Consider the following 13,482-nt stretch of genomic DNA (forward strand, 5'->3'; position numbering starts at 1 on the left):
TGCGTTCGAGCCTCACTTTCTTCATTTCTAGTCAACCTTGCCGGGGCGGGACGACGAAATCTTTGAAATTACATTAGATTTCTGTCCCGCTCCCTTTTGCTTTCTACTTCACTTTTAATCCTCGGTAGCGATTTAATGTACCGATAAATTCTTGTTTACGTGGTAAGGCTAAATTGCCTGGGTGTCCGCTAAAGTTTGATACCGCACTAAGTCCATCTTTTTCAATCAATTCATACATTTGATTCGTCGCTTCAATCAAGCTAGTGTGGCCATCTATCGCATGACGTCTAAAGTAGTCTATCATGACCGTTAAGGCATTCGTTTGACTAGCATCCACTAATTGTTCCAGACCAGAAATATCGATGCCTTCTTTACCATACGTAATCGTATGCAGACCTTTCGCTTTCAAACGATCATCTTTCCCTTTTTTGGAAAATGAATTACCTAAAGGTACACGAGATGGAATAGCACCAAAGTGGTCGTTTGACTCTGTCGTGCGCTTATAATCATCCGTATCGGCAATAGCTTTAGCATCATCTGTCACATCTTTCAAGTGGTATTCATCCATCATCAACACTTGGTCAGCCACATCGAAATAGTCACCAGAACCACCTACGATTAAGATTGTTGAAACCTTATAATCATCATACAGTGGCTTCACTTTACTAGAAAATGGTGTAATTGGTTCTTTATCAGGCGCGATAAGCTTTTGCATACGTCCATCACGAATCATAAAGTTTGTGGCAGATGTATCTTCATCGATAAGTAATAACGATGTTTGAGCTTCCAACGCTTCCATCACATTTGTAGCTTGAGACGTACTACCACTCGCATTTTCAGTTGAAAAGCGTGTCGTATCTTTCTTGCCAGGTAGATTATTAATAAACGGTTGGATGTTCACGTTTTGAATGCTACGTCCATCTTCGGCACGTATCTTCATTGCATCCTCACGTGTTAATACCAACTCACGCCCGTCATTAAGTATATGGTTGTAGACACCACGTTCTAACGCTTCTAGTAATGTGGATTTACCGTGATAACCACCACCTACGATAAGCGTAATACCTTCTGGAATAGACATCCCTGTGACTGCCCGACCACTTGGTAGATTAAATGTCGTTTCGAATTTCTTAGGACTTGTAAATTGAATAGCGCCTTTCATAGGTTCATCTGAGACACCACTTTTACGTGGTAAAACTGAATCATTGGCTACAAAGGCAACTAAGTTTTGTTGTTGAAGTTGTTCTCTTATATACGTTTGATCTAATTTTAATTCAACTTGTTTGTGTAATGCGTCTTGGTTAATATGTTGATATATTAACGCTTGGTCGACGATTTGTGGTAAGCCTTGGATTAACGTATGGGCTGCTGCTTTTCCAAGAATCTTACGGCCTGTAGCTGGCATGCCAACTTCAATGTTAACTTCTATCTCTTTATCATGAATCACTACAGCCGTACGTTCTAATATCTCTTGGCCACAGTGGTCGATAAAGATTTTACCGTTTTTGCCTGAACCTTTAACACTATGATTAAAACGTTGCGCTTGTTGATTAAATGTACGCGTTAAAAAATCAGCTACGGCTAAACGTTTATCTTTCGTGTCTAATAAATCGTTAGGAATTTGGGTAGTAGAGCGCTCAATGAAGAGTTGCATTTTGGAAGGTGGTGCGAAAGGATCGACTTGGACATGATCTATCGCAAGACGAAATTGATCAAAGGCATAGGTACCTTTAGTTTTTTTATAAGCACCATACTTCTGTCCATCTAAGGATTTTAACGTCTTTTCAAGTTCTTTAGCGCGTTTCATTATGATTCCTCCGTTCAAAGTGTCTAACTACAGTTTACCCAACCTACACCCATCCCATAACTTCATATAGAAAATTAGTTAAATATGGCTTTTGTTTTCTACAAAAATTATTGATGGGGAACCACATGTTTATACGAAGTATTGATAGCGAGACTCCTGAGGGAATAGGATGAGCGTCGAGACCGTGGCTCGGCCCATCCCCTTTGGAACGCGAGCTAATCAATACAGAGTAACAGTATAATAGAAAATTAGTTATTAAAAAGCCATCTCTAGCGCTAATCCGTAGAGATGACTTTGTTATTTATATATTCAAATAATAGTATTTATCGTATTAATGTACACATTATAACGCAGTGTAACCACCGTCGATAGTGAAGACACTACCTTGTGCGAATGATGAAGCATCAGAAGCTAGGTAAACTACGATACCGCCTAATTCTTCAGGCATACCTGGACGACCCATTGGAGTTGCACCCATCCAGTAATCAATCATTTCGCCACCTGTATCAAACATTGGTTTAGTTAACGCTGTTTTCATATATCCTGGCGCAATAGTATTCACTTTAATACCATATTTAGACCATTCCATTGCTAAACTTTTCGTTAACATAATTACGCCTGCTTTAGAAGCATTGTAAGACGCTTGTTCTTGAGGTTTATTGGCAATTAAACCTGACATTGAAGATGTATTGATAATTGAACCGTAACCTTGTTTAATCATTTGACGACCTACTGCTTGCGCTACTAAGAACACACCGTTTAAGTTCAAGTTAATCACTTTTAGCCAGTTTTCATAAGAAACATCTTCAGCTTTTTCGTTAATTGTCATACCAGCATTGTTAACTAAAATATCAACTTTGCCATATTCATTAACAACGTCTTGAACCATTTTGGTAACGTCATCAGGATTTGTAACGTCTACTTTTAATGCTGTTGTTTTTACGCCTTCATTTTCCGCAATTGCAGTTGCAGTTTCTTGTGCTAAGTCTAATTTAATATCGGCAATAACGATGTCTGAACCAGCTTGTGCTAATGCTTCAGCCATTGCTTTACCAAGACCCATTGCGCCTCCTGTTACGATTGCTACTTTTCCATTTACTCTAAATTGATCAATAATGTTTGTCATTTTTCTCTCACCCTTCTAATTTGTATGAACTTGCTTTGATGGTTGTTGTACTTTCATAAAGAACGTTAAGATAAATCCAATAATGTAGATAATTGCGTATACCCAAATTGTTACTTCTGCTGAGGCAAATACCAATGTTACTGACGCAATTGATGGCCCAATAAAATTACTTAAGCCAGCTGCTAAGTTATGAATTGATACTGCCGCACCTTTATGTTCTGGTACTAATGTTGGGAAGATCGCTGACATTGGCACGAATGCTGCTACTGCGAAACCTAACATTAAGGCAATTAGTGTTGTAACAAAGAAGTTTGGACCACTCCACGCTGGTAAGTAGTAGAATGCCAATGTTGAAATTGCCATACCAACACAGCCGAACCAACGTACTTGGCGTACCCAACCAATTTTGTCTCCGACGATACCCCAGAATAAGTTAGTAAAGATGGTTACGGCGTACATAAGCCCCCATACACGCAGCCATTCAGACGTTGTAAAGCCGAAATCTTCGGTAAAGACACGTGGTAAGAATGCCACTAAACCAAATAGAGATAATTGGTTAATAATACGTACTACGAAAGCTACCGCAACTTGTTTATTGCCTAGAATTGTAATACCACGCCCAAATTCGCCTAGGATTTCCTTTTTAGACATGCGTTTTGCTTCAACGTCTTCGCCTTTCTTATCTTTAACTAGGAACATTGCCATAAGTCCACCAATTACGATGAAGACAAGTGAGAACCATAATGTTCCCATTTCACCAATAACTGGAATTGTGAAACTTGGTAAATATGAACCTAGCACACCAATACCAATTGAATACATCGCCCAGAACCAACCCATTGCCGAAGCGAGTTTGTAACTAGGTGATGAATATGTAATCCATACTACGAAACTATAAATAAACATTGGATATGCAACGCCACGAATACCATACATGATTAACATCATCGCATAGTTTTGTTGTGCCAATCCTAATGTTAAGAAACCGACATGAAAGATAATCCACATAATAAATGCAAATGTCATTACGCGACGTGGACTGAATATCTCTGCCAACACACCTGACATCCATGATGCAACGGCTACCACTAAGCCGTAAACTGCTAATACCCTACCAGCCTCTGACTGAGTGTAGCCTAGGCTGCCAATATATTTAGATAAAAATGCTTGTTCAAATCCATCGCCCGTCATAAAAATTGCTACAGCGACATAACCCCAAATTAACACCATAGGTAATCCTAAAAACTGACGATCTTATTTTTGTATATCATTAGACACCGTAATCCCACTTTCTACCTTTGTTTAGTGTAATACTTATTGTTTATCTGTCTTGAATTGCTCATGTGCAAGGCGTTCAAGTGGAATGCCTTGTTTGAAACGTTCTGTATAAGCTTCGAAACTTTCAATTTCTTCTTTAGTTGGCTCAATTGTTGTCGATTCTGTACCTTTGAAGGCGAAATCATTAAGATATGTAGCTAAGTTTGTTGATTCCTCTTCAATCATATATCGAGCTAATACTGCGATACCCCAGGCGCCACCTTCACTTGCCGTTTGCATCACACGCACTGGACTGTGAAGTGAAGCTGCTAGGAACGATTGGGCAACTTTTTCAGTTTTGAAAATGCCTCCATGACCGAACATGGAATCAATTTGGATATTTTCTTTTTCTTTTAATAAGTCGATACCAATTTTCAATGTACTGAATGCACTGTAAATATGTGTTTTCATTAAATTAGCTAAGTTAAAATTACTATCTACTGAACGTACTAACATTGGATAACCATGTTGAACATCCGTAATAAATTCACCTGAAATATAACCAAAGGATAATAATTTACCTAAATCTTTGTCACCTTTTAAAGCGCTTTCAAATAATTTCGTAAAAAGTTCTCCCTTATCGTATTTCACGCCCATCGTATCTAATACTTCTCCGAATAAATCGACCCAAGCATTAATATCTGACGTACAATTGTTAGCGTGAATCATGGCTACTTCGTATCCATCTGGCGTCGTTACAATGTCTACTTCTGGATAGACATCTTTAATTGGTTCTTCGAGAACAATCATTGAGAAAATACTTGTACCTGCTGATACATTACCTGTTCTAGGCGCCACACTATTTGTCGCAACCATACCTGTTGCCGCATCGGCTTCTGGCGCACATAATGGGCAACCTGCTTGTAGTTCACCATTTGGATCGACTAACTTAGCCCCTGTTTCTGTTAGACGCCCCGCATACTCACCCGCTACAACTACTTTAGGTAAGATATCTCGAATATCTTGGGTGTACCCCTTTTCAGAGAAGAGCTTGTTAAAACGTTGAATAATATCTTGGCGATAATCTTGTGTTTCAATGTCGATCGGGAACATGCCTGAAGCGTCGCCTACACCAAGGACTTTCTCATCAGTTAAGTACCAATGGATGTAACCTGCGAGCGTTGTCATGTAACTTACTTGACCGACATGCGCTTCTTGATCTATCGCTGATTGGTAAAGTTGTGCAATACTCCAACGTTCAGGGATATTGACTTGAAAATCTTTACGCAAGATTTCAGCAGCTTCGTTCGCATTATTATTGCGCCATGTTCTAAATGGTACAAGTAAATCATCTTTCTCATCGAACGATAAATAACCATGCATCATACCACTAATACCTAATGATGCGAGTTGCGTTACTGTTACATCGTATTTCTCTTTTAACGCTTGAGTCATAGCACCATAACTTTTTTGGATACCCACCCATGCATCGTTCATGGAATATGTCCAATAGCCATTTTCATAGCTGTTCTCCCACTCGAAAGAACCTGTAGCAAGTGTCTGACATTGGTCATCAATCGCGATGGCTTTTATACGGGTAGAACCAAACTCAATCCCTACCGTTAAATTACCTTCTTCTATGTAGCGTTTAATGTCTGTATTATTCATCGTCTCACCTCACTTTATTTTTATGAAAACGTTATCATAGATACATCCTAGCACATGAAAATTTCATGAAACAAGAGAAACTTTTTCATTCTTTAAATTTTTAAAGTAAAAAAACACCTTTATCCACGAATTACATCAATGAGATAAAGGTGTTCGCTACTTTAGTGAAGACTTTGTCCGCAACTTTTAACCATTATTTATTTAAATTTGTCTTAAAAAATCACATTATAAAAATATCATTCTTAAGTTGTAGTTATAGGTAGAATTAGTTTGATAATGCGATTTTAATATGTTCTAAATGATGACGTTCATGCCATGATAGCTTCTTCAATAATTCAGCTACTGTAACATCAGAGCCATCTGATAATGTAATCTTGCGCGATAAGTCTTCATTAGTTACGTGATTGCCCATTTCTACGATACGTTTATTTAAACCTTCTAAAATGTTGACTGAAATATCAACAGGTAAGAAGGAATCTGGCAATTCGACCCAACGTGTTTGATCGAACATGAATGCCGTTACACCTTCTGATGTTAATGCCATTTTCAAACGTTCATATAAGTTAATTTGAGAATCTGCAATATGGTGTACTAGTTGATTGACCGTCCAGCTACCCTCTCGATATTGTTTTTTTAGTTGTGCTTCATTTAGATTAGTTACCGTTTCTTTTAAATGATTAATATATACTTCAATTTCACTCATCCATTGTTTTACATCTACTAATGTTGGATTCTCTGGTGGTTGAAATTCACCGATTGGAAATCTTACGTCCATAGTTAGCTCCCCCTCATAGTTATCTTTTGTTTACGTTTGTTTGTACCCTTTATTTTGGAAAATTAAAAGCCAATGCTAAATACATAGTATGTCGTTGATATCTCTCAAGTATATTGGAACTCATAATTGAAATTATATTAATGAAATACTCGAACCTTGATATACCAATATTTATTAGACATCCCTCCCACTTACTTCAGACAAACGTCAGTCTTACCTTAAGTGAATTATCTCTTTGAGTGAGACCAGATAGGGTATAAATAATATTAGATAATTAAAGGAGGTAGCATATGCTTACAACACAGTATATTAATATAGATGGTATCAACTATGCTTATGTTGATGAAGGTAATAAAGATAAGCCAGCCGTTTTATTATTACATGGCTTTCCAGATTCAAAAGAATTATGGTTTAACTTTATACCTAAATTAGTTGAACAAGGTTATAGAGTTATCGCTCCTGACTTAAAAGGTTATGGCGATACAGATATTCCTGATAACTTCGATATACATTCATCTTCAAAAGACTTATTTAACTTGTTAACACAATTAGATGTTAAACAAGCACATGTTATAGGTCATGATTGGGGCGCATTTTTAGGTTGGCTCTTTACACACGACTATCCAACCATTGTGAAAAGTTATGTGGCTATGAGTGTAGGCCATCCTAATGGTTATCTTCGCTATGGGGGCGTATCACAAGTGTTAAAAGGTATGTATGTCCCACTTTTCCTAATTAAGAATGTATCGGAAAAAGCACTCTCTGCCTTCGACTATAAAATGTTAGAATTTATGGATGAAAGTGGCACACTGCATGATAATTGGAAGCGTCGTTTGTCACGTCCAAACCGCTTAACAGCAGCGTTAAATTGGTATCGTCGTAATTATACGATGTTAATGCGAGGCTTTGGTAGTGTTAACGTACCAACACTAGGGTTAATTGGTGAGAAAGATCCGGCGTTAACAGTTGATCAAATGGCCGCTTCTTGGCACTATGTCTCAAACCACTTTGACTATCAAGTTGTGCAAGACGCCGGACATTGGCTACAAATCACACACCAAGACGAAGTATTAAATCACATCATCCAGTTTTATAAAGACAGAACATAGCGTCATACCCGAATTCTTTATTAAATATGAGAAATATATTATTTTTAAGTGTTTTATTATAAAATTACATGTAACTAACGTAGTATTGTTGGCGAGACTCCTGAGGAAATAGGATGAGCGGCGAGACCGAGGCTCGACCCATCCTCCTCGGAAAGCGAGCCAATCAATACGACGTATTAATAAAAAGGCTTAAAGATGATGTAATTTCACCTTTAAGCCTATAATTATAGAATTTATCTTACATATACTATTTTAAAAAATACTACTCAGCCTTATTTAAATATGTTGTGATTAATTCTGTATAATAGTCGATAAATTTAAGATATTTATCTTTATTCACATGTTCATCAACTTGATGAGGTACAGTACCAGGACCAAACATTAAGAATGAGAAATGCTCATCTTTATCACGTAATAAGTTAGACGCATCCGTTACACCTACAGTTGGTGACGCAACCACATCTTGTCCAAATACATTTTTAGCTACTTGTTGACCTACTCTAATTAAGTCATTATCACCAGTTGTAAGTACTGGGTCTAAATCTAAATAGACATCTTCTTCTAAGTTACCACCTTGTTTATTAATCTCTTCTAGATATTTTGTGAATAATTCCTTAACCATATCATTATCATATTCTGGCACAGTTCTAATATTGAATTCAGCCGTTGCCAAATCAGGTACTGAATTAACTTGATTACCACCATGTAAGATTGTATTACTAATCACTAGACCAGAAATAACACGCTTAACTTCTTCCACATCTAAACCACTATCTTTAAGTAACGTTGTGCTAAAACGTTCAATAACATCTGAGAAATCAAGTTTTTCACATTTTAATTCTTGAGAAATACGCGCATATTCTTCATCAATATTTTGAATAAAATCGATTAATGGTTTAATTGCATTTTTACCGAGAACAGGTACAGAACTATGTGCTGCTTGACCTTTAGATGTAATCTTGTAATCCATTGACCCTTTATGAGCAAACACAATATTTTGTTCAGAAGGTTCAGCAATAATCAGGGCATCTACATCATCCATATAGCCTTTTTTATATAATTGAGCTGATCCTAATTGTTCTTTTTCTTCACCCGCCGTAGCCATAAATTTAATTGTTCCTTTAGGCAAGGCATCATTTTCTTTAAGTTCAATCATTGTAATCGCTAAGCCCATTAATCCGGCTTTCATATCTGACGTTCCACGACCGTATAACATGCCATCTTTTTCAGTAAGTTCAAACGGAGGATACGTCCAATCACTTGGGTCCCCTTCAGATACAACGTCCATATGACCTGAAATACCTACAACGGGGTGACCCTCTCCAATTGAGGCAACTAAGTTTACACGTTGATCTTCAATCTCATCGATTTCTGCAGTGATTCCATGCTTTTCAAATAAATCTTTAAGATAATTCGCAACTTCTATTTCGTTACCATTGACGGTGTTCATTTCAACAATATCTGCCAATAATTGAACTTTTTCTTGTTCTGAATATACATTTTTCATAGTTTGTACTTCCTTTCAAAATTAAGATTACATATCATTTAAGACTTGTCATGATTCGTATTGTCTTTAATGAATAAAGTAATAATAAATGCGATGACAATTAAAATTGTCGTGAAGATAAAGGCTGCATCTACCCCATGTACCGTTGATTCTCTCATAATAGCTTCTTTTGAAAGACCAGTATGAGGAGAAGTTGTATAACGTTTCGCTACAATAGCTAAGATGGTCATACTAATAGCAGTACCCATTGCGCCGGCAATTATACGTGCAGAATTCATAATTGCTGTGCCGTGTGAAATGTCTTTGTTGTCTAACGCATTCAATCCTATCGTATTCAGTGGCATCATAAGTAAACCAACTGAGAACATACGAATAGCGTAAATTGTTACAACATACCAAAATGGTGTATCTACCGTTAAGAAGATATGCAGAATTGTCATTATAATTAATAAGATAAATCCTGGAATAGCTAATACACGTATACCATATTTATCAAAAATCTTACCTGTATAGACTGAAATAAAGGCGTTAAATACGGCTCCAGGTAAAATGACTAAACCAGATAACACAGCCGATAAACCTAAACCCGTTTGAACATACATAGGTATTAATAAGGCTGGTCCTACAATGCCGATGAACACTAACATAGATGCCACCGCAGATAATGTAAATGTGCGGTTACTAAACACTCGAATATTTAATAACGGGTGGTTCACCTTGAGTTGACGCATTGAAAAGATAACTACAACTAGCATGCCTACAATAAAGCTTAAAATAACGATGGGCGATGTAATGCCAAACGTACTCACACTACTAAACGCAAAGAGGATTAAGCCAAATCCGAAAGTAGAATAAACCACAGAGCGTTTATCTAAGACGGCAGGTTTCGTTTGATTACTATTTTCCACGAAGAAATAACCTATAACAAAGACGATAATGGCGATGGTTGCTACGATGTAAAATGGCATTCTCCAACTATAGAAGTCGATTAATAAACCCGTTAATGTAGGTCCAATAGCTGGAGCTGATTGTGCGACGATACCTGTAAGACCCATCGCAAATCCTCTTTTTTCAACTGGAAATAGTGTGAAGACTGTAAATTGCATAAGCGGTAATAGGATGCCTGCGCCGACCGCTTGAACGACACGCGCTACCATTAAGATGCCAAATCCCGGAGACATGGCCGCTAGAATAGAGCCGATAAGGAAGGCAGCCATTGAGAAGATGTAAAGTTTACGCGTCGGATATTTATCCATTAAGAAAGCGGTTAATGGAATCATGATTCCGTTCACAAGCATAAAGCCTGTAATTAACCATTGTGCTGTCGATTCTGATATACCTAAGCCACTAATAATAGCCGGTAATGCTGTGTTAAGTATTGTTTGATTTAGCATAGCAACGAAAGCACTAATGAGCATAATTAACACAATCGTATTTCGTTTCGCTATACTCATTTGACTATTCTCCATACATAATACTCCTTTAAAACTAATTACATTATAAAATGGTAGCATTTTTATTTAGCCAGGCAAACTAAAATGTTTCAAAAAAGAGAACGGACCAGAAATAAATTTCTGTAGCCGCTCTCTCAAGAGGAAGTAAGACTGCGCGATGTGTTCAATTAACAATTTTATTGGGTGTAAGTTATTTAAATACATATTTAGGGATAGGTATGCGTCAACTTCCTCTATAAATACCTTTCCAATAATACCAAATTTCCTTCAAAAAAAGACCTTTTATTCTTAAATGGTTAATGTGAATGCTCAACTGTTCACAATCGCCCCCTACTTTTACTCCCACGCTTAATTTTCAACAGCTATATCGTCAACTTTAAGCACTTTTGTATATTCTTTCTAACTATGAAATAATTGTAAAAAATACAAAATTTTCAAGGAGTTCAATATGACTATCTATCAGACTTATGCACTTCTCGTAATTGGAATTATCATCTTAGGATCAATCGTCAATTTTGCGATTTCATTTTCAAATAAAAGAAAATTGATTACTAAAATTCATAAACTATGGCAGAATAAGCAACCATTAGAAAGCTTTATTCGCCCCAACTCACGCTTTAACTATCAATTCGAACTCTATCGTAACCAACATTCTAAAGTAGTTGACGACAAAACGTGGTCAGATCTTAACCTTGAAGAGGTCTTTCATCGTAGCAACTTTAACTTTACGGCAATCGGGGAAATGCGTTGGTATGCTACCTTACGCCAAATGTTTAAAGTCGGCCAACACGAATTAATCGCCCGCTTCAATAACGACCAAGATTTCCGCGTGAACGTTTCTTATCGTCTCGCATCGATAGGTAAAGTGGTTTATCCTATCTTCCCTGATCAACTTAAACCGATTAAACGCCAAAATCTATTTATGCTATGCCCATTTTTACCATTTATTGGCCTGATTGTGCTATTATTTTCACCTTCAGTTGGAGCGCTTATCACTATATTTGCAGTACTCCTTAACATCATCTTATCAGGCATATTAAAACGTACCTATGACCAAGATTTAAAGTCACTCTTCTATACTGCCAACGTACTTAAAGAAGGATATCATCTCGACCAGATTGACGGCACACCAGACGTTGCCACTAACTTTAATCACTTTAAAGGTGCACGTTTCTTTAGTGGCTTACTCGGTACAGCCGGCGATCAAGACATTGGTGGCGCATTCGTCATGTTACTCAAGATGGCCTTTATGGTAGACTACTTCCTCTTTCATACCATCCAACATACATATTATCAATATCAAGACGAAGTCCTAGCTTGCTACGATTACGTTAGCACCCTAGACAATCACTATTCACTCGCCATGTACCGTCGCACCCTAGACGCGTACTGTGAGCCGACTGCCTTTTCCAAGAACCAAAGCATCTCATTCACAAACCTAGTTCATCCTTTATTGGAAAATGCAGTGGCAAACGATTTGAACATTAACCACAATATTCTATTAACTGGGTCAAACGCATCAGGAAAGTCCACATTTATGAAAGCCGTAGCAATCAATCTGATACTTGCACAAACTATCAATACAGCGACAGCCGACGAGTTTAATTATCAACCCGGTTTAGTCTATACGTCCATGGCAAATGCCGATGATGTATTATCAGGCGATAGCTACTTCATGGCAGAACTTAAATCGATACGACGTCTATTCGACATTGGAACCGGAACACCAGTATATTGTTTTATCGATGAAATCTTTAAAGGTACAAATACGACTGAACGTATTGCAGCATCGGAATCAGTGTTAACGTACTTACATGAATTACCACAATATAGAGTTATCGCTGCTACCCATGACATTGAGTTATCTGAGCTATTGAAACCAGATTATCTCAATTATCATTTTAATGAAACGATTGAACATCATGAAATTCACTTTGATTATAAAATTAAAGAAGGCAAAGCCAATACACGTAATGCGATTGAATTATTGCGTATTACCCGTTTCCCAGACAAAATTTATAACCGTGCAAAGCAACAAGTTAAAGAACAATAATACAATGTTTTACATGAAACATTTTTATATAGAAACGCTCCGATTGACATGTTTAAGGTCAACCGGAGCTTGATTATTTAGAATGATAGATTTAGTTTGAATGTCTCTCCTCGTGAGCGCTATGTTCAGGGAGCTTTTTAAATTTTGGGCTTACGCCATATTTATTTTTCTCAATTTTACTATTGAGACAAGTAATGACAATTTGATAAATGGAAATAATACCTACAATAATATTAAATATAGTAAGCGCTAGTAATAGCCACCCATTTTCTAAATTCGGATCATTAACTTCCCATACAACTTGAAAAATATTTGTAAAAATAGCTAAGGCAACGAGTAATATCGGCACAAACATTGTTCGGCCTGTATCATGGAACCGTCTTACACTTAATGCAAGTTGTGGGATAATGATGACTAACCCGTATAGTAGAATATATAAACCGGCGCACATAATTCCTAAAATACCCACTATTCCACCGTCTTCTACATGGACAGATACCGCTAAAATCACTACTATTAATGAAATAAGATATATAAATATTGCTGGCAAGAAAAAAATAAGATGCCATAGTTGCATCCACCAATACTCACTACGTCTCGAACGTCCACGGAAATTAAAATAATTCTTCCAAAATAATCTAAAGGCTTCTCCAAATGTTACTTTAGGGTTCATATATAATAACTCCTTTATTCGACTTTCTTTCATCGTATCACACTGAAATTACA

General features: G+C 37.0%; 9 protein-coding genes and 1 pseudogene. 2 read left to right on the plus strand and 8 right to left on the minus strand.

Annotation, left to right across the window (positions count from 1 at the left end; translation table 11 throughout):
- Nucleotides 1–103 precede the first annotated feature (103 nt).
- The 5 genes and pseudogenes from CD147_RS02695 to CD147_RS02715 form a co-directional block, all read right to left on the minus strand.
- Nucleotides 104–1,807, minus strand: a complete 1,704-nt coding sequence (locus CD147_RS02695) for an ABC-ATPase domain-containing protein (protein ID WP_103165910.1) — start codon at nucleotides 1,805–1,807, stop codon at nucleotides 104–106.
- 343 nt (nucleotides 1,808–2,150) lie between these two features.
- Nucleotides 2,151–2,933, minus strand: coding sequence for a glucose 1-dehydrogenase (locus CD147_RS02700; RefSeq protein WP_103165911.1), 783 nt, complete (start codon nucleotides 2,931–2,933; stop codon nucleotides 2,151–2,153).
- A gap of 15 nt (nucleotides 2,934–2,948) precedes the next feature.
- Nucleotides 2,949–4,187: pseudogene (locus tag CD147_RS02705) on the minus strand (MFS transporter); the annotation flags it as partial.
- A 60-nt stretch (nucleotides 4,188–4,247) separates the two neighbouring features.
- Nucleotides 4,248–5,858, minus strand: coding sequence for a xylulokinase (locus tag CD147_RS02710; protein WP_103165913.1), 1,611 nt, complete (start codon nucleotides 5,856–5,858; stop codon nucleotides 4,248–4,250).
- Between the two features lie 265 nt (nucleotides 5,859–6,123).
- Nucleotides 6,124–6,633 (minus strand): YfiT family bacillithiol transferase, encoded by a 510-nt coding sequence (locus CD147_RS02715; protein WP_103165914.1) that lies wholly within the window; start codon nucleotides 6,631–6,633, stop codon nucleotides 6,124–6,126.
- 290 nt (nucleotides 6,634–6,923) lie between these two features.
- Here CD147_RS02715 and CD147_RS02720 point away from each other — a divergent pair, with 290 nt between their 5' ends.
- The gene (locus CD147_RS02720) at nucleotides 6,924–7,742 is read left to right on the plus strand and encodes an alpha/beta fold hydrolase (RefSeq protein WP_103165915.1); all 819 of its coding nucleotides are present in this window, start codon (nucleotides 6,924–6,926) and stop codon (nucleotides 7,740–7,742) included.
- Between the two features lie 262 nt (nucleotides 7,743–8,004).
- On the opposite strand, the gene CD147_RS02725 is transcribed toward CD147_RS02720, so the two are convergent.
- Entirely contained in the window at nucleotides 8,005–9,249 is a 1,245-nt protein-coding gene (locus CD147_RS02725) for an ArgE/DapE family deacylase (protein ID WP_103165916.1), read from the minus strand.
- 38 nt (nucleotides 9,250–9,287) lie between these two features.
- On the minus strand, nucleotides 9,288–10,718 hold the full coding sequence (locus CD147_RS02730; protein ID WP_103165917.1) for an MDR family MFS transporter: 1,431 nt from the start codon (nucleotides 10,716–10,718) through the stop codon (nucleotides 9,288–9,290).
- Between the two features lie 433 nt (nucleotides 10,719–11,151).
- On the opposite strand from CD147_RS02730, the gene CD147_RS02735 reads away from it, so the two are divergent.
- Entirely contained in the window at nucleotides 11,152–12,756 is a 1,605-nt protein-coding gene (locus tag CD147_RS02735; protein WP_103165918.1) for a MutS-related protein, read from the plus strand.
- A gap of 91 nt (nucleotides 12,757–12,847) precedes the next feature.
- Here the strand turns inward: CD147_RS02735 and CD147_RS02740 are convergent, their stop codons facing one another.
- Nucleotides 12,848–13,429 (minus strand): DUF805 domain-containing protein, encoded by a 582-nt coding sequence (locus tag CD147_RS02740; RefSeq protein ID WP_103165919.1) that lies wholly within the window; start codon nucleotides 13,427–13,429, stop codon nucleotides 12,848–12,850.
- Nucleotides 13,430–13,482 lie beyond the last annotated feature (53 nt).

The organism is Staphylococcus devriesei (genome assembly GCF_002902625.1).
In the GTDB taxonomy this organism is placed as follows: domain Bacteria; phylum Bacillota; class Bacilli; order Staphylococcales; family Staphylococcaceae; genus Staphylococcus; species Staphylococcus devriesei.